Raw genomic sequence first — 26,417 nt, 5'->3', positions numbered from 1 at the left:
TGAACCGGGAGCGGCTTAGGGGCAAATCCGGTTCATTTGGCCGTTGCGGCTAGCTTCGCCGCTTTCGCAGTCTCCCGTCGGCTCATCCCGTCCAGCCAGGCGAAGGCCGCATCTACGCCGGCCAGCGCAAAAGGCGCCGCTGTCGATCCCTGCGGCTTTATACGAACCGAAATACCGTCCAGTTCGTTGACGGTCTCGAACCCGCTCTCGTCCGAAGTATCGTCACCGAGGAACACGGGGCGCCGTCCTCTGAAAGCCGGAAGTTGCATGAAGCGGCGGATGGCCGCCCCCTTGGCCGCCTCAAGCGGCATCAGTTCCACACCGGCATTTCCGGCCAGGACCCGGTATCCCGCAGGCAATCTGTCCAGCGCCTGTTCAACCAGCTCCGTCGCCCGCCGCAGCAAATGCGGTGCCGCGCGCGTATGAATGGCCAGGATGGGCCCCTTGCGCTCGATATAGACATCCGCATTGTCCAGTTCCGTGGCGATTTCGTTGGCAAGTGCGGCAATATCAGCCGGTTCGCCGGCCGCTTCGACCGGACCATCGCGCGTCAGCCTGTGCTCGAGGCCATAGAGGCCTGCGGCGCGCAATCTGAGAGGCTGGAAGAGATGGTCGACGGCGGCGATCGACCGTCCGGTGATGAACGCCAGCGCCCCATCCAATTGTGCTTCGAGCCGGACCAGCAGCGTGCGCAGCTCGTCACTTACGACCACCGCGTCGGGATGCGCGGCATGTTCGAGGAGCGTGCCATCGATATCGAGGAACAAGCTCCATGGCCCTTGCGGCACGATGGGTTCCGGCAGGTTTGGCAAGATCGACATCACAGCACCGCCACGCGTTTGCGATCGAGCAACGATATCACATTGCCAGGAGCCGCCGGAGCGGCGCTGACGGCGCGATCGACCGCTATGCGTTTGCGCAAGCGCGCCGCATCGAGAAGCATGCTGCCCGCCCACCGGTAGACATTGTTGTCGCGCACGATCTCGCGCATGCGCCGCATGCGCTGGCTCTGCTCCTCCTGCGACATGGTCAAGGCCTGCAGCAGGGCATCGCCCATCATCGCCGCGTCATAGGGGTTGACGATCAGCGCCTCCAAAAGCTCCTTGGAGGCGCCCGCGAACATGCTGAGCAGGAGCACACCTTGTTCGTCCTCCCGCGCGGCGACAAACTCCTTGGCGACCAGGTTCATGCCGTCATGCAGGCTGGTGACCATGCAAACATCGGCGGCACGGTAGATTTCGTAAACCTGCTGCTGCGAGTGATGTTCCGTCACCATCAGGACGGGCTTGTAGCCTTCGCGACCAAAACGTTGGTTGAGATCCTCGGCATGGCGCAGGCACTCCTCGTAGAGTTGCTGATAGGCAGGCAGGGTGCCGCGGCTGGGCGCCGCGATCTGCAGGAACGCCACCTTGCCGATCCATTCCGGATGAAGCGTCAGCAGTTCGTCGAGGGCGTTGAAACGATCGAGGATGCCCTTGGTGTAGTCGAGACGTTCGACGCCCACGCACAGTTTGACATGTTCGGCCAGGCCGAATTTCTCGCGCACCTGCCGGCGACATTGCGCCACGTCGGGCAGGTTGCCCAGTTGCGCCGGCGGCCATTCGATCGAAATCGGATAGGCGTGGACCAGACTGATCTCGCCGCCATAGGAAATGGCCGAATCCTCGCGCTCAATCCGGCTTTCCAGGAACCGGTCGACGCTGTCGATGAAGTTGTTGCAATGGAACTGGGTGTGAAAACCGACGATCGAACTGCCGAGTAGCCCATCGAGAATCTTCTCGCGCCATGGGCAGATGCTGAACACCTCGGAATTCGGCCACGGGATGTGCCAGAAGGTGATGATGATCGCCTCCGGCAGGCGCTCCCGGATCATTCGCGGCAGCAATGCGAAATGATAGTCCTGGACCAGCACGATCGGCCGCTCGTTGCGGGCTTCCGCGACGACGGTGTCAGCGAATTTGCGGTTGACCGCCTCGTAGGCCTCCCAATCCGAGGCGCGGAATATCGGCCGGGTAAAGGCGATATGGCACAGCGGCCAGAGGCCTTCATTGGCAAAGCCGAGATAGTAGCCTTGCTGTTCTTCCTCGCTCAGCCAGACACGGCGCAGCGTGTAGGAAGGATTGTCCGGCGGCACCTCGATCCGATCGTTCTTGTCGACCACGAGCGCGTCGGCCGACCCGCCGCCATAGGCGATCCACGTGCCTGCACAGGCACGCGTGATCGGCTCCAGGGCAGACACGAGACCGCTTGCGGGTACGACCAGTTGGATGTCGTCGCCCTCGCGGTTGTGGATATATGGCTCGCGATTCGAGACGACGATCACCTGGGCATCCGGCAGTTCCGTTGCCAGGATATGACGCAGAGTTTCGGGCGACCATTGCACCAGTGCCGCGGCCGCCGACTGTCCATTCTTCTCGAATTCCGGCAATGGGCCGCGAGCAGGCTCAACTTCCGCGGCGGCCAGCCGGCTGCCCTTTCGCGCGCGCAACATCATCGTCACCAGCACAACGGCCAGGACGACGACGGCAATAAGAACAAAGAGCCACAATGCAAATACGGGAACGACCAGGTAGGAACTGTTGTCAGGCATTGAAATCGATGACCTTTCAATGGGATACCGCAGCGGCTTTATGGGCTGGAGTTTCGGCACCCCATGGCGTGGTGGTCCAACGCCCGCAGCGCGGGATGGTTCCGATTTTTCAACTCCTGACCACGAGCGGCACCAGTCCCTCATGCGGTTCGGCAAGGAAAGCGCCGACGCGATCTCCCACACGCTGGAACGTCAAATCCACGGCCGCCTGCCCCACCGAAAGATGGCGGATGACGAGGTTGTCGATGCCGATCGGCAAGCGCGGCCGGGTCACGTGGATTTCGCCTGTCCAGCCATCGATCTGAAGGCCGAGACACGATTGCATAAGCATGAAGGCGGAACCGGCGGACCAGGCTTGCGGCAGGCAGGCCACCGGGTATGCGATCGGCGCTTCGCCGGCCGCGCGCGTGAAGCCGCAAAAGAGTTCTGGCAGCCGCATGTTGAAATGAACGGCGGATTCAAAGGTGCCGCTCATCAGCCGCACCACGCTGTCGCGGATGCCGTATCGCGCCAGTCCGGCGGCACAGATCGCGGTGTCGTGCGGCCAGATGGAGCCGTTGTGGTAGGACATCGGATTGAAGAAGATCGCATCGTCCGCCAGCGTTCGCAGTCCCCAGCCGGAATGAAACGAGGCCGACAGAAGCTGGTCGGCGACCATGCGCGCGCGATCGGGACCGGGAAGGCCGACATAAAGCAAGTGACCGGCATTGGACGTGCGCACCTTGCAGGGTTGGCCCTCGCCATCCAGCGCCAGCGCATAATAGCCGAGCTCTTCGATCCAGAAATGGCGCTCGACTCTTTCGCGAATGGCGGCGGCGCGTATTTCCCAATTCTCCGCGCGCTCCGCTTCACCACGCAGCCGCGCCAGCTTCGCCAGGCCCTGGAAGGCGGCAAAGACGTAGCCTTGGACCTCGACCAGCGCGATCGGCCCTTTCGGAATGCGGCCATCGGCGTGAAAGACGGAATCGAAACTGTCCTTCCATCCCTGGTTGGCAAGACCGGACTCTGCGGCGCGTTGGTACGTAAGGAATCCCGTCGAACGGCTCGCCGTTTCGATCCATTCGGCCGCGGCGCAAAGCGATGGCCACAGCGTGTCGATGAAGGCCGTGTCCCCCGTGCGGTCCGCATAGGCGCAGGCAAGATGGATATAGAGCGGCGTCGTGTCGACACCGCCATAGTAGCGGCCGAACGGCAGTTCGCTCAGCGCCACCATCTCGCCCTTGCGGGTCTCGTGCATGATCTTGCCGGGTTCGGAATCGCTGAAAGGCGAGGTTTCGGTCGCCTGGTGCTGCGCCAGAAACGCCAGGACGCCGCGCGCCAGACCGGGATTGAGCCAAAGCATCTGCAAGGCCGAGATCACGCCGTCCCGGCCGAAGGCCGTGGAGAACCAGGGAATGCCGGCATAGGGATAGGGTCCGGTCGCCAGTTCCGTGGTGAGCAGCGCGACATCGGCGCGCGCCCGCTCCATCCAGTCGTTGAAGACGCGACCCGAACTGTGCAGCGTCGCGCCGTGCCGGCGCTTGGCGCGCATGCCGAAGCGGGCGCGGGCGGCGGCGGCGCGAAACCGGCCGCTTTCGGGGCGATCGTCTGTCGCGTTGCCCACTTCCACGTAAAGCGTCTGGCTGCTGCGCTTGGTGACGGCGATGACGAAATCCGCGCGCTCGGAGGTCAGTTCATCGGGCGTCTGTGAGAATGAAATCGCCGATGTCCGCACCACTCTGTCCAGGCCTTCGTAGCGAAGCACGACCGTATTGCCTGCAATCTCGGCCGTATGAGCGGTCCCACGCTTCGAGCGGGTAGAGCCGCGGACCTCGAACATGTCGCGGAAATCGGCGGCAAAACGCAGCGACAGCAGGATCGTCGAATGCTCGCGGCTGTAATTGGAGAGCGTTATGCGCTCATACAGCCTTTCCTCCCACAACAGCCGGACGCGCTCGATGTGGATAGCGCCTTGCGGAATCTGGCGGCCCGCGGCGCTCTCGATCGGCAGATTGGTCAGGTTGGTGGTGAAGAGCACATTGTCCTGGCTGAGCGACGCGCCGAGCAACGAGGTCGACCGGCCGCCGACGGTCAGGCGAAATTCGGAGAGCACGCGCGTATCGTCGCGGAAAAACCCGTCGCCGACACCGCGTATGTCGCCATAGGCATCGGCGACGGCAAAGCAGTCGCCATGCTTGAGGGCAAACAGCCGATGCGGTTCCCTGGGCGCGGTTTCGTCCAGGGAAGCCAGCGCTATGGCAGGATCAAGTGTGCGCTCGTCGAGTTGGGTGATGGTCAACAGGACTGTCCCGTGCTGGTTTTTCGGTCGGGTGAAGGCCTACGAGGCTCTGCTTTGCTCATGACCGTCGCGCAGCCGGGAATAGGCCGCGACGTAGTCCTTGGCCATCCTGTCAGCTGAAAACCGCCTTTTGAACACTGATCTTATGCGCCGCCGGTCCAGTTGCAGGAGAGCCGGCATCGTGGCGACCGCATCCTCGATGGTTTCGACGACGAAGCCGGTAACGCCATAGTCGACGATCTCGGGCATGGCGCCGCAACTCCAGGCCATGACCGGGGTTCCGCAGGCCATCGCCTCGATCACGGCAAGGCCGAAAGGCTCAGGCCAATCGATTGGGAACAGCAGGGCGGCTGCGTTGCCAAGGAACCTGCTCTTCTGGTCCTCGCCGATTTCGCCGACATATTCGACCCGGTCGCCATCGATCATCGGTTGGACGACTTCCTCGAAATAGGCGCGATCGTCGTCGCCGATCTTGGCCGCGAGCTTGAGCTTCAGGCCGGTGCGGCGAGCGATCTCGATCGCCCGGTCCGGACGCTTGTCGCGCGACATCCTGCCGAGAAAGGCAAGATAGCCGCCATCCGAGCCCGCCTCGAAATCAGGTTCGTAGAGATCGACGGGCAGGCCGTGATGGATCGTCGCCAGCCAGTTCGCGGATGCGAACCGCGCCCGCTGGCTGCGCGATATGGAAATCATCGGGAAGCGCGGGAACCGGTCATAGGCTTGCGCGAGATCCGCGTAATCCAGCCTGCCATGCGGCGTTGTCACAGTGCGCTGCGGCATGTCGCGGAAAAACGGGAAATGCAGGAAATGGCTGAGGTGGAAATGAATGACGTCAAAATCGTCGGCGCGTTTCCTCACCTCGTCCAGCATCGACAGATGCGCCGCGATCTCGGACTTCAGTGGGCGTGGATCGAGACGAAGCGCCCGCTCGCGGCATGGCACGAGCCTGGCTGATGTCTTCGTGTCGCCGCTGGCGAACAGCGTTACGTCGTGGCCGAGGTCGACGAGAGCTTCGGTCAGGTAGGAAATGATGCGCTCTGTGCCGCCATAGAGTCTTGGCGGCACGGATTCGTACAGCGGCGCGACATGAGCGATCTTCATGGCCCGGCCTTCCCTCAATGCGCTGGTCATGAGGGCGAAATGCTTCAGCCGCAGGATCGTTCCGGCCCACTGGCGGGTGCGACGAAATGATCGAATGAAGTTTGATGTTCGACGGGGTCGCTCTATGTCCTTTTGGCTGCCGAATTCGCACGCACGGCAGCCCAGGGAGGCTCCGGTGGAACCCAAGCATGCAGGACCCCAGGGATGTTGCGGCCCGCCGGTTGAGCATGATCATCGAACAATATGTCGAGGCCAGAAAACGGCGTTATGACTTCGTATCGATGGAGCAGGCCGCCAGGGTGATCCGCGGCATCCCGAAACCCGCGGACCCGGCCCTCTCCGACCGCAAGCTCGACGATATGGTTGCAGCGCTGGCCGTGAAGAACGGCCTGGCGGTCGTCTTCGATCGCGGCGCCCGAGGACCGGCCGACACCGCCGAGGCCGACCGGAGCAGGAAGGAGCCGACCACGCGAGCACCAACGGCGGTACCCGATGTTGCCGGCGCGGTGGACGCCATTCTGGACACCCAGACCACGCCGCTTTCCCAAATGACCCCGCTTTCCATGAGCGCGGTGATCTCGCTGCTGCGCGAACGGACCGGCACCAAGCGGTCGGACGCGGATCTGGAAGGCCTGATCGCCAAGAAGGCGGCCGTTCTAGACGTGCATCTGTCGCGGAACGGCTGAGCGGCCAATCGCTTGGCATGGGTCAGCGGGCGCGAATGTCTTGTCGGTGCTCGGAAGGTCCTTCAACCTGCTTTGAGACATCAGTGTTGAACACCAGCGACGCCTCACTGCGGCGCGCCGCGTTCTCGCATTTCGCAGGATCGCCGTTGTCGAGGAACAAGGCCTCGATTTGGGCCGAGATTTGCATCGCCGGGCGATGGGTTGGAAAAAATGCAACAAGCCGGTTTACAACTAACATGTTAGTGAGTTATCACTGCGTGCATGCTTCTTCTGGAGACGTCCCGGTGACCTCACGCTTTGGCCTTTCAGCCGCTCTCGCCACGCCTTTCGATGCTTCGGGGCAGATCGCCATATCCCCGATGCTCGCCCAGGCCAGGCGTTGTCTGGCCGAGGGATGCGGCAGCGTCACGCTGTTCGGCACCACGGGTGAAGGTGCGTCGGTCGGCGCCCTGGAACGCCGTTCGGTCACTGATGCCATGCTGGCCGCCGGCATTCTGCCGCATCAATTCGTTGCCGGCGTGCTGGTCGATGCCGCCGAAGACGCCGCCGAACAGGCACGACATGCCTTGCAGCGCGGCGCCCGCAACATTCTGCTTGCGCCGCCGAGCTACTTCAAGAATGTCGGCGAAGACGGTCTTTTCGGCTGGTTTTCCGCCGTCTTTGCAGCACTCGGCCCCCTCGCCCGTGACGTGCTGCTCTACAACATACCCTCGGTCACCATGGTTCAGCTATCGCTCGACCTGATCGGCCGGTTGCGCACCGCATTTCCCAACGTCGTTGCCGGCGTCAAGGATTCCGGCGGGGACTGGAACTACAGCGAGGCGCTGCTTGGCGCCCATGGCGATCTTGTGATCCTGATCGGCGACGAGCGGCATTTGGCGCGAGCGGTGCGGATGGGGGCTCAAGGCGCGATCTCCGGCATGGCCAATTTCGTCACCGGCGAAGTCCGCGCCATGGCCGAGGATGGACGCGACGATGCGCGCGTCGAGACCTTCGTGCTCGAATTGCTGAAATATCCGGTCACGCCAGCGGTCAAGGTCATGGTGGCGCGCCGGACCGGAGACGACCGCTGGCTGGCGGTTCGCCCACCGCTGGAGCCGATCGCTGCGCAGGGCCAGCAACTGCTTGGCGCCGCCTTTGACAGCTTGTTCGCCAGGGAACCGGCCTGACCGGCAAAGGGACACGCCTCGACATGGAAGACGGCAGCGAACCGACCACCCTCAGGGAAAAGGCCTATGCCAGCTTCACGCGGCATTTGCTGGCTCGCGACCTGCTACCGGGCCAGTTCGTATCGCAGCGCGAACTGGTGGCCTTCACCGGCCTGCCGCTCGGCGCCATTCGCGAAATCGTCCCGCGTCTCGAGGCCGAAGGGCTGCTGACGACGATCCCGCAGCGCGGCATGCAGATCGCCCATATCGACATCAGCCTTATCCGCGAGGCCTTTCAGTTCCGCCTGTTCATGGAGCGTGAGGCGGTGGCGCTGTTCACCACCAGCGCTTCCGATGACGAACTTGCGCGGCTGCGGCGCGAACACGAAGAAATGCTGGCGCAGGCCCTGTCGCAGACGCCAACGCCGGAAATGGAAGCCAGGGCCCAGACCATCGACTGGGCAATGCACGACACCTTCATCAACGCGCTGGGCAACGAGATCATCGCCAAGGCCTATCTGGTCAACTCGGTGAAGATCCGGCTGATCCACCAGGAGCGTTTCCGCATCGACGGGCGCGTCGTGCCGGTCATGCGTGAGCATCTGGCGGTCATCGAAGCCCTGGAAAGCCGCGACCCGCAGAGGGCGGTCGAGGCGATCAGCCTGCATATCGACAAGGCGCGCCGGCTGGCGCTGCAAATCTGAGGAAGCGTGAGCCGCGCCGCGGTCGCGGCGTAATCGACAACGACAGCAATCGGGAGGAAGAAATGTCGTCCAATCTGTTCAACCCCACCAGGAGACAGCTCCTGCAGGCATCCGCGGCACTTGCCGCCGCCGGCATTGCCGGCATCCGCCCGGGCTTCGCCGCCGCCGTCGACTGGAAGCGCTTTGCCGGCACGACGCTGGACGTCAATCTGATCAAGAGTCCGCGCAGCGACACGCTGATAAAATACCTCGCCGAGTTCGAGGAGCTGACCGGGATCAAGGTCAATGCCGAGGCGACGCCTGAACAGCAGCAGCGTCAGAAGACGGTGATCGAGCTGAGCTCCGGCAAGCCGAGTTTCGACGTCGTGCATCTGAGCTACCACGTGCAGAAGCGGCAGTTCGAAAAGGGCGGCTGGCTGGCCGACATTTCCAGCTATATCACCGACCCGACACTGACCGATCCAGGGCTGGTCGAGAGCGATTTCGCCGATGCCGGCATGCTGTTCGCCAAGGATGGCCAGGGCGTGCTGCGCTCGCTGCCGTTCTCGGTCGACTACTGGATCGTCTACTGGAACACCGAGTTGTTCGCGGCCAAGGGCCTCAAATATCCCGAAACGCTCGAGCAACTGGTCGCCGCCGCCGAAGCGCTGACCGACCCGTCGACCAACACTTACGGCTTCGTCGCCCGCGGCCTCAAGAACGCCAACACCCCGGTGTGGACATCGCTCATGCTCGGCTACGACATGACGCCGCTCGACAACAAGGGAAAGCTGCGCACGACGTCGCCCGAAGCGGTCGAGGCCGCCGCTCTCTACCAGAGGCTGATGACCAAATCCGCCCCTCCAGGCGTCACCGGCTTCAATTGGGCCGAGGCGCAGTCCGCCTTCCTGCAAGGCAAGATCGGCATGTGGTTCGACGGCGTCGGCTTTGCGCCGCCGATGGAAAATCCTGAAAAGTCGAGGGTGGTCGGTAAGGTCGGCTACGGCGTCATGCCCAAGGGACCCAAGGCGCACGCGGCGGGCACTTTTGGCGACGGCATCGGCGTCACGTCCGCCAGCGAGAAGAAGGAGGCCGCCTATCTCTTCTGCCAATGGGCGATCTCACCTGCCATGGGTGCACGCCTGCTGCAGGCAGGCGCAGGCGTGCCGTTCCGCAAGTCGGTTCTGGAAGACCCTAAGGTGCGTGAAGGCGTCACCATGCCGGCCAGCTGGCTCGACGCGGTGGTTGGTTCCGGCAATGTCAGCCGGCTGTCGCTCCCGGTCATCATCCCGGTCACCGAGTTCCGTGACATCTATGGCGTGGCGCTGACCAATCTCATTGCCGGCGCCGACCCGGCCGAAGAGCTGAAGAAGGCCACCGAACAGTTCCAGCCCGTCCTCGACAGGAGCGAGCAAGGCTGATGTCCGCCACCACCCCAGAACGCACCGGGGTGACGACGCAGGCCATCGAAGGGAGCCAGACGATCCGGCTGGCTCCCAATTACTGGCCTTTCGTCGTCCCGGCCCTCGTCGTCGTCGGCGCCGTGATCGTCTTCCCCTGGGCCTTTACGCTGTGGATGAGCGTCAACCGCTGGACGCTCGGCCAGGCGCGGAGCTTTGCCGGCCTGGAGAATTATCTGCGGCTGGCGGGCGATCCGCGGTTCTGGGAATCTCTGTGGCACACGCTGACCTACACCTTCCTGTCGGTTGCGGCGCCGATGGTGCTCGGCACCATTGCCGCATTGATTTTCGACGCCAAATTCCCGCTGCGCGGCCTGTTGCGCGGCGTCTTCGTGATGCCGATGATGGCGACGCCGGTTGCCGTGGCGCTGGTCTGGACGATGATGTTCCATCCCCAGCTCGGCGTCCTCAATTACCTCTTGTCGCTGGTCGGCATCCCGGCACAGGAATGGATCTTCAACGCCAGCACGGTCATCCCGTCGCTGGTCGCCGTCGAGACCTGGCAGTGGACGCCGCTGGTGATGCTGATCGTGCTGGGCGGGCTGGCCTCGGTGCCGCGCGAGCCGTTCGAAAGCGCCGAGATCGATGGCGCCAATGCCTGGCAGCAATTCCGCTATCTCACTTTGCCGATGATCGCGCCGTTCCTGATGATTGCGGTGATCATCCGCACCATCGACGCGCTGAAGAGCTTCGACATCATCTACGCCATGACCCAGGGCGGACCGGGCACGGCCTCGGAGACCATCAACATCTATCTCTACAACACCGCCTTTTCCTACTACGACATCGGCTATGGCTCGGCCATGGCCGTGGTGTTCTTCATCGTCATCGTCGCCCTGTCCTTCATCCTCCTGATGTTGCGCCAGCGCTCCCGGTGGATCGGTGTGGAGGGCAAATAGATGCGTTCACGGCTGCTCAACCAGATCGGGCTGATTTTCGCGGCCCTGATGTTCGTCTCGCCGGCGATCCTGTTCTTCCTCTGGATGATCTCACTGTCGCTGAAATTCGAGATCGACAACGGCGCCTATCCGCCAATCCTGATCCCTGAACATCTTGCCTGGTCGAACTATGCAAAAGTGTTCGAGGAGAACAATTTCCTGCTCTATCTCTGGAATTCGGTCCTTGTGACCGGCACCGCCACGCTGCTGGCGCTGCTGATCGGCGTACCGGCCGGCTATGGCATTGCCCGCCTCAAGGCCGAACGGTCGGCGGTCGTGATCATGATCGCCCGCATGACGCCGGGGCTCTCCTACCTCATCCCGCTGTTCCTACTGTTCCAATGGGTCGGCATTCTTGGCACGCTGTGGCCGCAGATCATCATCCATCTGGTGGTGACGGTGCCGATCGTGGTCTGGGTGATGATCGGCTATTTCGAGACTACACCGATGGAACTGGAAGAGGCCGCCAACATCGACGGCGCCAGTTCCTGGCAGGTGTTCCGGCTGGTCGCCTTGCCCATCGCCAAGCCGGGCATCGTTGTCGCCTTCATCCTGTCGGTCATCTTCTCCTGGAACAACTTCGTCTTCGGCGTGGTGCTCGCCAGCCGCGAGACGCGCACGCTGCCGGTGGCCGTCTACAACATGCTCTCCTACGAGCAGGTGAGCTGGGGACCGCTGGCCGCCGCCGCACTGGTGGTGACGCTGCCGGTGCTGGTCCTGACCCTGTTTGCACAAAGGCAGATCGTCGCGGGATTGACCGCCGGCGCCGTCAAGGGCGGCTGAAGGCACGATCCGGCATCACACTCTTTTCGAGGAAAACCCAATGGCATCGGTGACAATCAACAACGTGCAGAAGGCTTTCGGATCCGCCAAGATCATTCACGATGTCAGCGTCGACATCGCCGATGGGGAGTTCGTCATCCTGGTCGGGCCGTCGGGCTGCGGAAAGTCGACGCTGCTGCGCATGATCGCCGGGCTCGAAACCATTTCGGGCGGCAGGATCGCAATCGGCGATCGCGTCGTCAACAATCTGCGGGCGCGCGACCGCAACATCGCCATGGTGTTCCAGAACTACGCGCTCTACCCGCACATGACGGTGGCCGACAATATGGGCTTCGCCCTGAAGATCAAGAAGGCCGATGCCGCCGACACCGCCAGCCGCGTCGGCAGGGCCGCCAGCATTCTCGGCCTGGAAAAGCTGCTCGACCGCTACCCGCGCCAGCTATCCGGCGGCCAGCGCCAGCGCGTCGCCATGGGCCGCGCCATCGTGCGCGATCCGCAGGTCTTCCTGTTCGACGAACCGCTCAGCAATCTCGACGCCAAATTGCGCGTCCAGATGCGCGGCGAGATCAAGGCGCTGCACCAGCGGCTGGGCACAACCACCATCTATGTCACGCACGACCAGATCGAGGCGATGACCATGGCCGACAAGATCGTCGTGTTGCATGACGGCCTCGTCGAGCAGATCGGCGCGCCGCTCGACCTTTACGACCGCCCGGCCAATCTCTTCGTCGCCGGCTTCATCGGCTCACCCGCCATGAACTTCATCGCCGGCCGCATCGAGGAAGGCATTTTCCGCAGCACCGGCGGACTGACCCTGCCGCTGCCGGAAGGCATCCACCCGGCGCACGCTTCAGGCGGCGACCTCGTCTACGGCATCCGCCCCGAACATATCCGCGCGACGGCCCAGGGCATCCCCGGCAAGGTCACGCTGCTGGAGGCGACAGGATCGGAAATCTTCGCCAAGGTGGATTGCGGCGGCGAGGAAATCTCCTGCCTGTTCCGCGAGCGGCTTGCGCTCAAACAAGGCGAGCCAGTGCGCATCGAGGTGGACCGTGCCTGTGCGCATCTGTTCGACGCCAAGACCGGGCAGCGGTTGTAGGGTTCGAAGGCTCTGTAGCCAGGGGTCCGAAACGGACCCGGATACTATCGTAAAAGTTCTGCCCATCCCGCAGTCGGGCAACAAGATCAGGCACCAAGCGGTCGGACGCAGACCTGGAGGGCCTCATAGCCAAGAAGGCCGCGGTTCTGGACGTGCATATGTCACGGAGCGGTTGAAACGGCCGATCGCGGCGCGCCGCGGAGGCTTGCGAGCGAGCGGATGCCCTCGCTCGCGACCCTCGGCTTGCAACTGCAAGCCACGGATCAGCTTCACAGAGCTCCCGAACGAAACAAATCCTGTCCCCGGCCTTTCCCATGATCGGCACATCCTGTAATTGCCCGCAGGTCAGGGCTGCGGCGCGTCAACTGTAGGCTGGCCTGAACCAGAACGTTGTCCGATTGGATTTCTTAGCTACAGGAACGCATGTTTCGTCCAATGGCCGATAGCTTTGGTTCGACCTCGGAACGCTCGTCGAAGGACTACCTGGCTTTCCTTGATGGGCTCCGGGCCATCGCGATCCTGTCGGTCGTCTTCTACCATCTGTATGGCGAGCGCCTCCCCAATGGCTTTTTGGGGGTTGATGTTTTCTTCGTCATTTCCGGTTTCGTCGTCAGCTATACGGTGTCGAGGCGCTACCGGGGCCAGTCCGCTTTTCATTTTGTCCTGGAATTCTATGCGCGGCGATTCACGAGAATCATGCCGGCGCTGTTGGTGTGCTTGCTGTTCAGCGCGCTCGCCACGTTTCTGTTTGTTCCCGACGCTTGGCTCAGCACATCAATCAGCAGAACCGCCTCTTCCGCCTTCGTCGGCCTGAGCAACATCTTCCTGGCCAAGGGAACCGACTATTTTTCACCCGTGACCGAGTTCAACCCATTCACCCACACGTGGTCTCTTGGGGTTGAGGAACAATTCTACGTTGTTTTCCCGCTGCTGTTTTTTCCTTGGGTTATGGGACCGCGCGGGAAGAGATTCTCGGCGCTTGTCTATGGGGCGCTCGCCGCCGCGTCGGTGGCAATATGGCTTCATCTTCTGGCTGCGAACCCGCTTCACGCCTTCTACATGCCCTATGCTCGCTTCTGGCAGCTGGCATGCGGCATATTGTGCTTTCAGCTTGTCAGCCGGATCGGGGAACGGACGGGATTCCAAAGGCATTGCAATGTTGCAGCCACGATCGCGCTGATAGGGCTCGTGGCGACCTTCGCGCTCGACATTGGCAAGGATTCCCATGGTCTTGAGAACATCACCGCAGTTGCCTGCACAACTGTCTTGATCGGATGCCTCTACCATCTGGGAAGCAATCGTGCGCCGCACCTTGCGGTTTTGGAGATAAAACCGGTCAGGTTCGTCGGGTGGATCTCATACTCTATCTACCTATGGCATTGGCCAGTCTTCGTGATCGCACGATGGACGATAGGTAGCGAAACCACTGCGACAAAATTGGCGGCGTTGCTGGTCGCGGTGGCGTTCAGCCTCGGCTCGTATTTCTGGATTGAAACACCGACGCGTCGATTGCGGCTTCTGAGAACCAGCTCCGACATAGCCGTTGTCGCCGTCTTTTTGGCCGCCATCGCTGTCGCGTTTTGCGGCTTCAAACTGATGCGCGACAACCGATATGAAATCGCCTTGAGCACGGTCATGAGAAATCGGGGCGAATGGTATGCGACCTCACCGGACACCCCTCCCCAATCTCCTGGCTGCGCCGTCGTCACACAAACTGTGGATGAAGCGCTGTTCTTCACCAAACACGGGTGCCCGGGCGAAGGGCGCAGTGAGACCTTGTTCGTGCTGGGCGACTCTCACGCGGGAGCCTATATTCCTCTCCTGAAGCGCTTCACGCTCGAAACCGGCATTCGAACAGTGGTGCTGTCGACCGTCGGTTGCCCGGTTATCAGCTTGAATCTCGACCGCGATACTGAGCCGACGTGCGCTCATGCCACTAGTGCAAGTGCAGCTTACATAGCCAGGATTGCCAAGCCTGGCGACCTGCTGTTCCTGCCCTCGCTCCGGCTGGCCCGACTTAGCCTTCAAGAGGCTGCTCGCCCCGACAGCAGCGCGCAGGGCAGCGAGCAGCAGAGGGAGCAAGCCGTCAAGAACGCCATCGATCAACTTGCCCACCTCTCCAAGGCGGGACTGTCGATTGTATTCGAAGGCCCAAAGCCAATCTTCAGGGCCCCGGCCTTTCGATGCAGTGATTGGTTCAATTCAATGAACCCGTCCTGTACCGGCGGATTCGACATCGATCGAACGTTGATAGAAAATCTTCGATCCCCAATTTTGAAGGGCTACGCCGAGATATCGGCGGCTCTGCCGAACATTCATGTCTGGGATCCTTTGCCTACGCTCTGCCCGCAAGTGACATGCTCGGCATTCAGGAACGGGCACCCGTTGTTCTTCGACGGCGATCATGTCACCGCCTATGCCAATTCGCTCCTGGTGGAGGACTTCGTGTCAGAGATCGAGTCCATAATTTCCAAAGACCGAACAACGCGCGCTGGGATGTAAACCACCTGCCGGCGGACTTGGCGCCGGCGCATGCGGTCCGCCAACTGAAACCCGAAGAAGTTCCCGTGAAACAATGGTGAGCGCGATGGGATTCGAACCCATGACCTACTGATTAAAAGTCAGTTGCTCTACCGGCTGAGCTACGCGCTCCCGCGGGCGCGAAAGGGCGGCCCTCGAAATTGCGCGGAACATAGGGAGAGTGCTTCGACCGGTCAACCGGAAAAAGAGCATTCGCAAGCCAGACTTCTCAAGCATCTTCACCGTGGCACCCTGCCCGCTTCGATCAAAGTGGGAACGCCCCCTGCGAAGCGATGGCACCACCTCTCGCCGGCACTGCTGGGGGACCGGAGAGACATTACAAATCAGCAACTTGAGATTTAGCGAGGAACCTTCCCCCATACCACCCGTTGTCTCGCCACAAGGGACGTCAATCACCCTTTCGAAGGAGAAGACAATGAATAAGATCGTATCGGGTATACTGGCGACCACCCTGTCGGCTTCGTTTGCCGCGACTGCGGTGCCTGCCAATGCGACGCAGATGTTCGTGCCGCAGGCGGCATCGGCTTCGAGCGATGTGCAGACGGTCGATTACAAGCCGTGGATGAAGAACCGCCACTTCAACCGCAATTTCGGCAACCGCAATTTTAACGGCAATCGCAACTTTGCGCGAAACGGCGACGGCTATTGGAATGGCCATCGCGGCTATCGCGAATACCATCGCGGCTACCGCCGCCACGGAGACTATTGGTTCCCGCTGGCAGCTTTCGCGACCGGCGCGCTGATCACGGGTGCCATCGTCAACAGCGAGAACAACCGCGTTTACGCAGGCAACTCGCACGTGCAGTGGTGCTACGACCGCTATCGCAGCTATCGTGCTTCGGACAACACCTTCCAGCCGAATTACGGCCCGCGGCAGGAGTGCCGCTCGCCTTACTGATCCAGCCTTACTGATCCAAGAGTGAGTGTCAGTAGTTGAGTGTGAGTAAAGGGCTCGCGTCGGAAACGGCGCGGGCCTTTTTCGTTGAGACTTTCAGCCTCCCGATCAACAGACCGAGGTGTCCTGTCAGTTGGCCCAGCCTGCGCTTTTGAGCATCAGATAAAGGCCTCCGCCTTCCCCGCGCGGAGAACGATAGGCTCCGAGTGCGCCGCAGACTCGCACCATTGTTGCGGTCAGTTCCCAGCCGAGTGTTTCCAGGTCATCTTTCGTGCCGGTCACATAAGCCTGCCGAAGTTCGGCAACGTCATTCTCCTCGCCGAAGGAACGAACCCGTTTGGCGTCGGCAAGAAGCTCGTTGGGCAAGTTGGAATTCGACCATGCCCAAAGCCAGTTGCCAGCCTTGGCGCTTGTCGAACCAGCAATCTGAATCTCGGCAACGACCTTGACGGTACCATTGTCCGAAAACAGAAGCCTGCCGGTCGTCAGGTCATAGTCATAGCGCGGCCAGTGGCCGAGGCGGAACTCATTCTCCAAACCAGCGTTCTTGGCGATCAGTTGCTCAAAAGCCTCGTCGCGCCAAACAGGATACCAATCCGGCTGCATGTCCCCCGCTCTCAGGTCCGATCCATGGCGACCCTTATGACGCGCTCAGCGTCCTACGCACAGCATCGCGCCAGCCCGCCAGCTTGGCGGATCGGGTGGCAGTGTCCATCACCGGCTTGAACCGCCGCTCGAGCGCCCAGCTTTTGGCGAATTCCTTCGCCTTCGGCCAAACCCCTGCCTTCGAACCCGCGAGCCAGGCCGCGCCCAGCGCGGTCGTCTCCAAAATGGTCGGGCGGTCCACCGGCGCATCGAGAATGTCGGCCAGCCGCTGCATGGTCCAGTCCGACGCCACCATGCCGCCATCGACCCTGAGCACGGTTTTTGCCGATGTCCCCCTCCAGTCCTTGCGCATGGCGTCGAGCAGGTCACGGGTCTGGTAGGCGACAGATTCGAGTGCCGCGCGGGCAAATTCCGCCGGTCCGGAATTGCGGGTCAGCCCGAAGATCGCGCCCCGCGCTTCAGCGTCCCAATGCGGCGCGCCCAGTCCGACAAAGGCCGGCACCAGATAGACGTTTTGCGTGGGATCGGCCTCGGCAGCGAGTTGCCCGCTATGCTCGGCCTTGCCGATCACCTTGATGCCGTCGCGCAGCCATTGCACGGCCGCGCCAGCGATGAAGATCGAGCCTTCCAGCGCATAGGTGGTCTTGCCGTTCAGCCGATAGGCTATGGTGGTCAAGAGCCGGTTCTTCGAACGCACCAGATCGCTGCCGGTGTTGAGCAGCGCAAAACAGCCGGTGCCATAGGTGGATTTCATCATGCCCGGCTCGAAACAGGCCTGGCCGATGGTCGCGGCGTGCTGGTCGCCGGCAACACCTAGGATTCTTATTTCGGCGCCGAACAGGTTCTTCTCGGTCACTCCATAGTCATCGGCGCAGTCCTTAACCTCCGGCAGCATTTTTGCCGGGATGTCGAGAATGGCCAAAAGCTCGTCGTCCCAGGCATTTTCCGCGATGTTGTAGATCAGTGTGCGCGACGCGTTGGTGGCGTCTGTGGCGTGGATGTTGCCGCCGGTCAGCCGCCAGATCAGAAAACTGTCAATGGTGCCGGCCAGCAATTCGCCTTTCGCGGCCCGTTTCCTGGCGCCCTTCACCTTGTCGAGCATCCAGGCGATCTTGGTGCCGGAGAAATAGGGATCGAGCAGCAGCCCTGTCTTGCGGGTGAATTTCTTCTCCAGGCCCTGCTTCTTCAGCTTCTGGCAGAGCGGTGCGGTGCGGCGATCCTGCCAGACGATGGCGTTGTGGATCGGCTTGCCGGTCGCCTTGTCCCAGATGACGACAGTCTCGCGCTGGTTGGTGATGCCGATGGCCGCGACATCGGACGCTTCGCGGTCGGCATTCTTCAGCGCGGCCTTCACCGTGGCGACGACGCTTCCCCAGATCTCTTCGGGATTATGCTCCACCCAGCCGGAGGCCGGATAGTGCTGGGTGAATTCCTTCTGCCCACTGCCGGCGACTTTCATCTCACCGTCGAACAGGATCGCCCGGGTCGATGTCGTGCCCTGGTCGATGGCCAGCACAAAACCGCTCATTCCATATCCTCCGACTTGATACAAAGAAGGGAGACGGCAACGCGCCGCCTCCCTCAATTTCACACGGGCGCGAACGCCCGCATAGACAGTCTTACTTCTGCCAGCTCTTCACCAGCTCGTCATAGTTGATGGTGATCGGCTTTTCCTTCTCTTTCTCGATCTTGAGCTGAGGCGCGAGATTGCCCTTCTTGACCGCGTCGGCGTTCCAGTAGGCAAGGTCGTGCTCTTCGGCCATCTTCGGGCCGATATCGCCCTGGACGCCCGACTTCTCGATGCGGCTCATGACCTTTTCCTGTTCGCCGCAGAGCGAGTCCATCGCTTCCTGCGCCGTCTTGGCGCCCGACGACGCGTCACCAATCGCCTGCCACCAGAGCTGTGCCAGCTTCGGATAGTCAGGCACGTTGGTGCCGGTCGGCGACCACTGCACGCGGGCCGGCGAGCGGTAGAACTCGATCAGACCGCCGAGCTTGGGCGCGCGTTCGGTGAAGCTCTTGTCGTGGATCGTGCTCTCGCGGATGAAGGTCAGGCCGACATGGCTCTTCTTCACGTCCACGGTCTTCGAGGTGACGAACTGCGCGTAAAGCCAGGCGGCCTTGGCGCGGTCGGTCGGCGTCGACTTCATCAGCGTCCAGGAACCGACGTCCTGATAGCCGAGCTTCATGCCGTCCTTCCAGTAGACGCCGTGCGGCGACGGGGCCATGCGCCACTTCGGCGTGCCGTCGTCGTTCAGCACCGCCTTGGCGCCGGCATCGACCATCGAAGCGGTGAAGGCGGTGTACCAGAAGATCTGCTGGGCAACCGCGCCCTGCGCCGGAACCGGTCCCGATTCGGAGAAGGTCATGCCCTGGGCTTCGGCCGGAGCGTAGGCCTTCAGCCAGTCGAGGTACTTCTGGATCGAGTAGACGGCTGCCGGGCCATTGGTGTCGCCGCCGCGCGCCGTGCAGGAGCCGACCGGACGCGAATTCTCGTCGACCTTGATGCCCCATTCGTCGACCGGCAGGCCGTTCGGCAGGCCCTTGTCGCCATTGCCGGCCATGGACAGCCAGGCATCGGTGAACCGCCAGCCGAGCGACGGGTCCTTCTTGCCGTAATCCATGTGGCCATAGACCTTCTTGCCGTCGATCTCACGGCCGGTGAAGAACTCGGCGATGTCCTCATAGGCCGACCAGTTGACCGGGACACCGAGGTCGTAGCCGTACTTGGCCTTGAAATCCGCCTTGTTCTTCTCGTCGTTGAACCAGTCGTAACGGAACCAGTAGAGGTTCGCGAACTGCTGGTCGGGAAGCTGGTAGAGCTTCTTGTCCGGAGCCGTCGTGAACGAGGTGCCGATAAAATCCTTGAGGTCGAGGTTCGGGTTGGTGACGTCCTTGCCGTCGCCCGCCATCCAATCGGTCAGATTGCGCACCTGCTGGTAGCGCCAGTGGGTGCCGATCAGGTCGGAATCGTTGACCCAACCGTCATAGAGGTTCTGGCCGGTCTGCATCTGGGTCTGGATCTTCTCGACGACATCGCCTTCCTGGATGACGTCATGCGTGACCTTGATGCCGGTGATGGCTGTAAAGGCCGGGGCCAGCACCTGCGATTCATACTGGTGCGTGGCGATGGTTTCGGAAACCACCTTGATGTCCATGCCGGCAAACGGCTTGGCGGCATCGATGAACCACTGCATTTCGGCTTCCTGGCCGGCGCGGTCGAGCGTCGAAAGCGGGCCTATTTCCTTGTCCAGAAAGGCTTTTGCTTCGTCCATCCCGGCGTAGGCGTTGCCCACGCCGAGCAATAGGACCAGGGCAGTTGTTGATGTTAAAAATTGCCGTCGCATTAGTTTCCTCCACTTGTTTCAGGTTTTAAGTGCGATCTGGAGCGGTGGCCGGCACGCTGCCGCTCCAACAGTTTCCCCCTCTATACGTAGCGGAACACGCCAATGGCGTAGACCACGGAGAGAGCGAGAGCCCACCACAGGTTCGATCCAACGAGACCCAGCCAAGCGAGATGGATAAAGGCGCTGCCAAGCAGCGACAGGAAAAGACGATCGCCGCGCGTCGTCTCGAAGCGCAGGATGCCAACGCGCGGATTGCCGCCCGGCGAGGCGTATTCCCACGCCGCCATGCCGCACAGCAGCAGCAGAACGGTGCCGAAGAACGCCGCCGTCGGCCACGTCCACGCCATCCAGGAGAGGTCGAGGTTCATTGCGGGTTCTCCATCGCCGTGCGCTTGACCAGACCGCCGCTTTCGGCAGCGTAAGCGACAAAATTCACCAGGCCGGAGAAATGCATGAATGCGTGCCATACGGCGTCGCCATCGTCCGAGCCTTTGACCTCCGCCCGCACGTCGTTGAGGTCGTCGTAAATATCTCCCATTACCAGGCTTGGTGCGCTGACATCGAATGCGTTAGCGAAATAAACCTTCCAGTACTGACTTTGCTTTACCTCGACATGGTCGAAGCCTTGGCCTTTGAGACGTTCGAACAAGCTGTCCGCGAGATCGCGCAGTTCGGAGATTTTGATAACCGCTTCCGCCATCACACCCTCCCCAGGGCAAAGCCCTTGGCGATATAGTTTCGGACAAACCAGATGACGAGCGCGCCGGGGATCAGCGTCAGCACGCCGGCGGCGGCGAGCAGCCCCCAATCCATGCCGGCGGCCGAAACCGTGCGCGTCATGGTGGCGGCGATCGGCTTGGCATCGGTGGTGGTCAGCGTGCGTGCGATCAGCAATTCGACCCACGAGAACATGAAGCAGAAGAAGCAGGCCACACCGATGCCGCTGGCGATCAGAGGCATGAAGATCTTTACGAAGAAGCGCGGGAAGGAATAGCCGTCGATATAGGCGGTCTCGTCGATTTCCTTCGGCACGCCCGACATGAAGCCTTCGAGGATCCACACCGCCAGCGGCACGTTGAACAGGCAGTGCGCCAGCGCCACAGCGATATGCGTGTCGATCAGCCCGAAGGCCGAGTAGAGCTGGAAGAACGGCAGCGCGAACACCGCCGGCGGCGCCATGCGGTTGGTCAGCAGCCAGAAGAACAGATGCTTGTCGCCAAGGAAGCGGTAGCGTGAGAAGGCGTAGGCCGCCGGCAATGCCGCCGCCACCGAAATCACCATGTTCATCACCACATAGGTGATCGAATTGATGTAGCCGGAGTACCAGGACGCATCGGTGAAGATGGTGACGTAATTGGCGAGCGTCGGCGCGTGCGGGTAGAGCGTCAGCGACGAGACGATCTCGGCATTGGTCTTGAAGCTCATATTGATGAGCCAGTAGATCGGCAGCAACAGCACGATGATGTAGAGCGTCGGCACGATCCACCACCAGCGCGATTCCTCGCCGCGCCGGCGCATGCGCCGGTCGAGTTCGCTTTGCGACAGCGAACTGGCCAGGCCTTCGGCTGCGGCTGTCCCGTTCATCGCATTGCGCTCGGTTCGTTCATTGGCGCCCGCCATCTCAGCGCTCCGCGTCGTAATTGGTCATCACCGTGTAGAACACCCACGACAACAACAGGATGATGAGGAAGTAGACCAGCGACATGGCCGCCGCCGGACCAAGGTCGAACTGGCCGAGCGCCGTCTTGACGAGATCGATCGACAGGAACGTCGTCGAGTTGCCCGGACCGCCGCCGGTGACGACGAAGGGTTCGGTATAGATCATGAAACTGTCCATGAAGCGCAGCAGCACGGCGATCAGAAGCACGCGCTGCATCTTCGGCAGCTGGATGTAGCGGAACACCGCCCAGCGCGACGCGCCGTCGATCTTGGCCGCCTGGTAGAAGGCGTCCGGGATCGAGACCAGGCCGGCATAGCAGAGCAGAACGACGAGGCTGGTCCAGTGCCAGACGTCCATGACGATGATCGTCACCCAGGCGTCGTACGGATCCTGCACATAGTTGTAGTCGATGCCGAGCGCGTTGACGTAGTAGCCGAGCAGGCCGATGTCGTTGCGCCCGAACACCTGCCAGATGGTGCCGACGACGTTCCACGGGATCAGCAGCGGCAGCGCCATCAGCACCAGGCAGACCGGCACGCCCCAGCCCTTCTTCGGCATGTTGAGCGCGATGAAGATGCCGAGCGGCACTTCGATGGCCAGGATGATGAAGGAGAAGATCAGGTTGCGGGTCATCGCCTCCCAAAAACGGCTCGACGAGAGCAGTTCCTCGAACCACTCGGTGCCGGCCCAGAAGAAGACGTTGTTGCCGAACGTGTCCTGCACCGAATAGTTGACCACGGTCATCAGCGGGATGACGGCCGAGAATGCCACCAGCACCAGCACCGGCAGCACGAGGAACCAGGCCTTGTTGTTCCAGGTCTTGTCCATCTATGCCCCCATCTCGACGCGCCAGGAATCGGCATAGATGTTGATGCCGGCCGGATCGAACCGCACCTTCGGCTCGGCTGGAACCGTCTCGTCCTCGCCAATGACCGCCGCGATGTCGCGACCCTCCAGCTTGGCGCGCACCACCTTGTGGCGGCCGAGATCCTCGACCTTGCTGATCGAGACGGCCATGCCGTCGCGGCCGAGCCGCACATATTCAGGACGGATGCCGAGTTCGACGGCGCCGCCGGCTGCTTTGGGTGCGCCAGGCAATTCGATGCGCTGCGAGCCGAGCGTTGCCGTCCTGCCGTCGATCGCCACCGGCATGACATTCATGCCCGGCGAGCCGATGAAATAGCCGACGAAGGTATGGCGCGGCCGCTCGAACAGTTCCGCCGGCGTGCCGATCTGGACGATGCCGCCATCATACATGACCACGACCTGGTCGGCGAAGGTCAGCGCCTCGGTCTGGTCGTGGGTGACGTACACCATGGTGTAGCCGAAGCGGCGGTGCAGCTGCTTGAGCTGCGAACGCAGCACCCACTTCATGTGCGGGTCGATGACGGTCAGCGGCTCGTCGAACAGGATGGCGTTGACATCGGAGCGCACCAGGCCGCGGCCGAGTGAAATCTTCTGTTTCTGGTCGGCGGTCAGGCCCCTCGCCTTCTTTTTCGCCCAGGACGCGAGATCGATCATCTCCAGTGTCTCGCGCACCTTGCGGTCGACATCGGCCTCCGGCACGCCGCGGTTGCGCAGCGGGAAGGCCAGATTGTCGTAGACGGTCATGGTGTCGTAGATGACCGGGAACTGGAACACCTGCGCGATGTTGCGTTCCTGCGTCGACAGATTGGTCACGTCCCTGCCGTTGAACAGCAACTGGCCGTGCGAGGGGTGCAGCAGTCCCGAAATGATGTTGAGCAGCGTGGTCTTGCCGCAGCCCGACGGCCCGAGCAACGCATAGGCGCCGCCATCCTCGAATGTGTGGTGCACTTCCCGCAGCGCGAAATCGGCATCCTTCTGCGGGTTCGGCAGGTAGGAATGCCTGACATGGTTGACGTCGATGCGCGCCATATCGCCCTCCTCAGGCTGCCAGCTTCGGCGCGGTCACGGCGCGGCCGTGCTCGTCGAAGACCATGATGTTGCGCGGATCGATGAACACCTCGACCACTTCGTCGGTCTCGAAATCCCTGATGCCGTGGGTCAGCATGACCCAACGCACATCGGCGAAATCGAGGTGGATGAAGCTCTCGGACCCGGTGATTTCCGTGATGGTCACCTTAGCCCGTACCGGCACGGCGCCGGCATTGGGCCGCTCGAGCGAAAGATGGTGCGGCTGGAAGCCGATCGTGTAATTGCCGTCGGCAATGCCGACGAGTTCCGGCGGCACCGGCAGCTTCACCCCGCCTTCGAGCAGAAAGTCGGCGCCCTTCTTGGCCAGCACGATGGTGTTGAGCGGCGGATCGGCGAAGGTCCTCGCCGTGACCAGATCGACCGGCCTGCGGAAGACGTCGATGGTCGGCCCGAACTGCGTGATGCGGCCTTCCGACAGCGTTGCCGTGTTGCCGCCGAGCAGCAGCGCCTCATGCGGTTCGGTCGTGGCGTAGACGAAAATGGTGCCGGCGGCGGCAAAAATCCTCGGCAGTTCGGCCCGCAGTTCCTCGCGCAGCTTGTAGTCGAGATTGGCCAGTGGCTCGTCGAGCAGCACCAGGCTGGCATTCTTGACGATGGCGCGCGCCAGCGCGGTGCGCTGCTGCTGGCCGCCCGAAAGGCTGAGCGGCGTGCGGTCGAGATAGGGCGTCAGCTTCAGCAGCGCCGCGGCCTCGCGCACCTGGCTGTCGATCTTGGCCTGGTCGACGCCGGCCACCCTGAGTGGCGAGGCGATGTTCTCATAGACGGTCATCGCCGGATAGTTGATGAACTGCTGGTAGACCATGGCGATCTTGCGCTTCTGCACCGGCGTGCCGGTGACGTTCTGGCCATCGAACCAGACCGAGCCGGAGGTCGGCACATCAAGGCCTGCCATCAGCCGCATCAGGCTGGTCTTGCCGGAAAGCGTCGGCCCGAGCAGAACGTTGAGCGAGCCATGCTGAAGCGTCAGCGACACGTCGCGAATATGCTCGACCGCGCCGACCGTCTTGGTGACGTTCCTCAGTTCCAGCATGACGCCTCCTCCCAGGCTTGCAGCATCAGCTCAAGACCCTCTTCATTCGGCGGCCGCGACGTGCCGCCGGCTTATGCCGTGCATGAATTCATCGAGTGCCGCGACCTGTTCGCGGCCGAGATGCAGGCCGCGCTTCGTGCGCCGCCACAGCACATCTTCCGCCGTGAGAGCCCATTCGTTTTCAACGAGATAGCGCACTTCGACCTCGTAGAGGTCGCCGCCGAAATTGCGACCGAGCTCGGCATTCGACTTGGCAAGACCAAGCAGGGCCTGGGCGCGCGTCCCGTAGAGCCGGGTCAGCCGGCGGGCGAGACGCGCATCGAGGAACGGATAGGCTGTCTTCAGCTTCGCCACCTGCGCGTCGAAACCGGTCGCCGGGAAATCGCCTCCGGGCAGCGGCGCGTCCGACGTCCACGGCTTGCCGCGCTTGCCGAGAAAACCTTCGATCTTCTCCAGCATCGATTCCGACAGCCGGCGGTAAGTGGTGATCTTGCCGCCGAAGGCATTGACCATCGGGGCGGCACCCTCGCCGCCATCGGCCTTCAGCACATAGTCGCGCGTCGCTTCCTGCGCCTTGGAGGCGCCGTCATCATAGAGCGGGCGAACGGCAGAATAGGTCCAGACGATGTCGGAGCGCTTGACGGGTTGGGCGAAATACTCGCTGGCCGCGGCGCAGAGATAATCGATCTCGATTTCGCTGATCTTCACATCGTGCGGATCGCCGGGATAATCCTGGTCGGTGGTGCCGATCAGCGTGAACTCGTCCTCGTAAGGAATGGCGAAGATGATGCGGCCGTCCTTGTTCTGGAAGAAATAGGCGCGCGGATCGTCGAACTTCTTGGCGATGACGATATGGCTGCCTTGCACCAGGCGTACATTGTGCACCTCGTTGAGGCCGACGACACCGGAGAGCACATGATCGACCCATGGTCCGGCGGCATTCACCAGCAGGCGCGCCTTGACCTCTTCGGGCTCGCCGCTCCGCAGATTCTCGATCTTGATTGTCCAGAGGCCGTTTTCGCGGCGTGCGCCGACCACCTTCGTGCGGGTGCGGATCGTTGCACCCCGGTCGGCGGCATCGCGTGCGTTGAGCGCCACCAGCCGTGCATCGTTGACCCAGCCGTCGGAATATTCGAACGCCTTTTTGAACAATGGTTTCAAAGGCTTGCCGGCCGGATCGCTTGCCATGTCGAGCGTCCTGGTCGCCGGCAGCAGTTTGCGCCCGCCAATGTGATCGTACAGGAACAGGCCGAGCCGGATCAGCCAGGCCGGGCGCAGGCCCTTGGCATAGGGCAGCACGAAGCGCATCGGCCAGATGATGTGCGGCGCGTTCTTCCACAGAACCTCGCGCTCCATCAGCGCCTCGCGCACCAGGCGAAACTCGTAGAATTCAAGATAGCGCAGGCCGCCATGGATCAGCTTGGTCGAACCGGAAGAAGTTCCGCTGGCGAGGTCGTTCATCTCGGCGAGAAAAACCGAGAACCCGCGCCCAACGGCATCGCGGGCGATGCCGCAACCGTTGATACCGCCACCTATGACGAAAATGTCCCGGACTGAAGACGTGTCCACTTAACTCCTCCACGATTTCGCATTGCACCATTTTTGGTCTTTTGCGA

The 26,417-nt window shown here is 62.1% G+C and carries 24 protein-coding genes and 1 tRNA gene; 9 read left to right on the top strand and 16 right to left on the bottom strand.

The window, feature by feature from the left end:
• Positions 1–32 precede the first annotated feature (32 nt).
• The 4 genes from otsB to JG746_RS19660 all read right to left on the bottom strand — a co-directional run bounded on the left by otsB (position 33) and on the right by JG746_RS19660 (position 5,969).
• A complete protein-coding gene (gene otsB / locus JG746_RS19675; protein WP_202354309.1) occupies positions 33–821 on the bottom strand; it encodes a trehalose-phosphatase in 789 nt (262 codons plus the stop codon).
• Positions 821–2,590 carry an alpha,alpha-trehalose-phosphate synthase (UDP-forming) gene (locus tag JG746_RS19670; protein WP_202354308.1) on the bottom strand — a complete coding sequence of 590 codons (1,770 nt, stop codon included), beginning with the start codon at positions 2,588–2,590 and terminating at the stop codon, positions 821–823. Before JG746_RS19670 ends, otsB begins: the two co-directional genes overlap by 1 nt.
• Positions 2,591–2,699: 109 nt before the next feature.
• Positions 2,700–4,862: an amylo-alpha-1,6-glucosidase gene (locus JG746_RS19665; protein ID WP_202359407.1), complete on the bottom strand. Its 2,163-nt coding sequence runs from the start codon at positions 4,860–4,862 to the stop codon at positions 2,700–2,702.
• Between the two features lie 45 nt (positions 4,863–4,907).
• Positions 4,908–5,969, bottom strand: a complete 1,062-nt coding sequence (locus JG746_RS19660) for a glycosyltransferase family 4 protein (protein ID WP_202354307.1) — start codon at positions 5,967–5,969, stop codon at positions 4,908–4,910.
• A 188-nt stretch (positions 5,970–6,157) separates the two neighbouring features.
• Between JG746_RS19660 and JG746_RS19655 the strand changes: the two genes are divergently transcribed.
• Complete coding sequence (locus tag JG746_RS19655; protein ID WP_202354306.1) at positions 6,158–6,655, top strand: hypothetical protein; 498 nt, start codon at positions 6,158–6,160, stop codon at positions 6,653–6,655.
• A gap of 22 nt (positions 6,656–6,677) precedes the next feature.
• Here the strand turns inward: JG746_RS19655 and JG746_RS19650 are convergent, their stop codons facing one another.
• Positions 6,678–6,893, bottom strand: a complete 216-nt coding sequence (locus JG746_RS19650) for a hypothetical protein (RefSeq protein ID WP_202354305.1) — start codon at positions 6,891–6,893, stop codon at positions 6,678–6,680.
• Between the two features lie 46 nt (positions 6,894–6,939).
• Here JG746_RS19650 and JG746_RS19645 point away from each other — a divergent pair, with 46 nt between their 5' ends.
• The 7 genes from JG746_RS19645 (at position 6,940) to JG746_RS19615 (ending at position 15,268) form a co-directional block, all read left to right on the top strand.
• Positions 6,940–7,824 carry a dihydrodipicolinate synthase family protein gene (locus JG746_RS19645; protein WP_202354304.1) on the top strand — a complete coding sequence of 295 codons (885 nt, stop codon included), beginning with the start codon at positions 6,940–6,942 and terminating at the stop codon, positions 7,822–7,824.
• Positions 7,825–7,847: 23 nt separating this feature from the next.
• The gene (locus JG746_RS19640) at positions 7,848–8,507 is read left to right on the top strand and encodes a GntR family transcriptional regulator (protein ID WP_202354303.1); all 660 of its coding nucleotides are present in this window, start codon (positions 7,848–7,850) and stop codon (positions 8,505–8,507) included.
• A 62-nt stretch (positions 8,508–8,569) separates the two neighbouring features.
• Positions 8,570–9,907, top strand: a complete 1,338-nt coding sequence (locus JG746_RS19635; protein ID WP_202354302.1) for an ABC transporter substrate-binding protein — start codon at positions 8,570–8,572, stop codon at positions 9,905–9,907.
• Positions 9,907–10,845: a carbohydrate ABC transporter permease gene (locus JG746_RS19630; RefSeq protein WP_202354301.1), complete on the top strand. Its 939-nt coding sequence runs from the start codon at positions 9,907–9,909 to the stop codon at positions 10,843–10,845. The genes JG746_RS19635 and JG746_RS19630 overlap by 1 nt, the downstream gene beginning before the upstream one ends.
• On the top strand, positions 10,846–11,667 hold the full coding sequence (locus JG746_RS19625; protein ID WP_202354300.1) for a carbohydrate ABC transporter permease: 822 nt from the start codon (positions 10,846–10,848) through the stop codon (positions 11,665–11,667). It abuts the gene before it with no gap.
• Between the two features lie 40 nt (positions 11,668–11,707).
• Positions 11,708–12,766: an ABC transporter ATP-binding protein gene (locus JG746_RS19620; RefSeq protein ID WP_202354299.1), complete on the top strand. Its 1,059-nt coding sequence runs from the start codon at positions 11,708–11,710 to the stop codon at positions 12,764–12,766.
• A 435-nt stretch (positions 12,767–13,201) separates the two neighbouring features.
• Positions 13,202–15,268 (top strand): acyltransferase family protein, encoded by a 2,067-nt coding sequence (locus JG746_RS19615; protein ID WP_202354298.1) that lies wholly within the window; start codon positions 13,202–13,204, stop codon positions 15,266–15,268.
• A 74-nt stretch (positions 15,269–15,342) separates the two neighbouring features.
• On the opposite strand, the gene JG746_RS19610 is transcribed toward JG746_RS19615, so the two are convergent.
• A tRNA-Lys gene (locus JG746_RS19610) sits at positions 15,343–15,418 on the bottom strand.
• 304 nt (positions 15,419–15,722) lie between these two features.
• On the opposite strand from JG746_RS19610, the gene JG746_RS19605 reads away from it, so the two are divergent.
• The gene (locus tag JG746_RS19605; RefSeq protein ID WP_202354297.1) at positions 15,723–16,205 is read left to right on the top strand and encodes a BA14K family protein; all 483 of its coding nucleotides are present in this window, start codon (positions 15,723–15,725) and stop codon (positions 16,203–16,205) included.
• Positions 16,206–16,331: 126 nt separating this feature from the next.
• Here the strand turns inward: JG746_RS19605 and JG746_RS19600 are convergent, their stop codons facing one another.
• The 10 genes from JG746_RS19600 to glpD form a co-directional block, all read right to left on the bottom strand.
• Positions 16,332–16,808, bottom strand: a complete 477-nt coding sequence (locus JG746_RS19600; protein ID WP_202354296.1) for a DUF6882 domain-containing protein — start codon at positions 16,806–16,808, stop codon at positions 16,332–16,334.
• Positions 16,809–16,842: 34 nt separating this feature from the next.
• On the bottom strand, positions 16,843–18,336 hold the full coding sequence (gene glpK, locus JG746_RS19595; RefSeq protein ID WP_202354295.1) for a glycerol kinase GlpK: 1,494 nt from the start codon (positions 18,334–18,336) through the stop codon (positions 16,843–16,845).
• 91 nt (positions 18,337–18,427) lie between these two features.
• Positions 18,428–20,155, bottom strand: a complete 1,728-nt coding sequence (locus JG746_RS19590) for an ABC transporter substrate-binding protein (RefSeq protein WP_202354294.1) — start codon at positions 20,153–20,155, stop codon at positions 18,428–18,430.
• 80 nt (positions 20,156–20,235) lie between these two features.
• Positions 20,236–20,523: a DUF2160 domain-containing protein gene (locus tag JG746_RS19585; protein ID WP_202354293.1), complete on the bottom strand. Its 288-nt coding sequence runs from the start codon at positions 20,521–20,523 to the stop codon at positions 20,236–20,238.
• Positions 20,520–20,855, bottom strand: a complete 336-nt coding sequence (locus JG746_RS19580; RefSeq protein ID WP_202354292.1) for a hypothetical protein — start codon at positions 20,853–20,855, stop codon at positions 20,520–20,522. The genes JG746_RS19585 and JG746_RS19580 overlap by 4 nt, the downstream gene beginning before the upstream one ends.
• A complete protein-coding gene (locus JG746_RS19575) occupies positions 20,855–21,775 on the bottom strand; it encodes a carbohydrate ABC transporter permease (protein ID WP_202354291.1) in 921 nt (306 codons plus the stop codon). The genes JG746_RS19580 and JG746_RS19575 overlap by 1 nt, the downstream gene beginning before the upstream one ends.
• Position 21,776: 1 nt before the next feature.
• Positions 21,777–22,643 (bottom strand): carbohydrate ABC transporter permease, encoded by an 867-nt coding sequence (locus tag JG746_RS19570; RefSeq protein ID WP_115143425.1) that lies wholly within the window; start codon positions 22,641–22,643, stop codon positions 21,777–21,779.
• Entirely contained in the window at positions 22,644–23,711 is a 1,068-nt protein-coding gene (locus tag JG746_RS19565; RefSeq protein WP_140891108.1) for an ABC transporter ATP-binding protein, read from the bottom strand.
• 10 nt (positions 23,712–23,721) lie between these two features.
• Positions 23,722–24,801, bottom strand: a complete 1,080-nt coding sequence (locus JG746_RS19560; protein WP_202354290.1) for an ABC transporter ATP-binding protein — start codon at positions 24,799–24,801, stop codon at positions 23,722–23,724.
• Between the two features lie 42 nt (positions 24,802–24,843).
• Complete coding sequence (glpD, locus tag JG746_RS19555) at positions 24,844–26,370, bottom strand: glycerol-3-phosphate dehydrogenase (RefSeq protein ID WP_202354289.1); 1,527 nt, start codon at positions 26,368–26,370, stop codon at positions 24,844–24,846.
• Positions 26,371–26,417 lie beyond the last annotated feature (47 nt).

The sequence above is a fragment of the Mesorhizobium sp. 113-3-3 genome (genome assembly GCF_016756495.1).
Classification (GTDB): Bacteria; Pseudomonadota; Alphaproteobacteria; order Rhizobiales; family Rhizobiaceae; genus Mesorhizobium.
The sequence above is the reverse complement of the archived record's forward strand: the minus strand, read 5'-3'. Positions and strand labels throughout refer to the sequence as shown.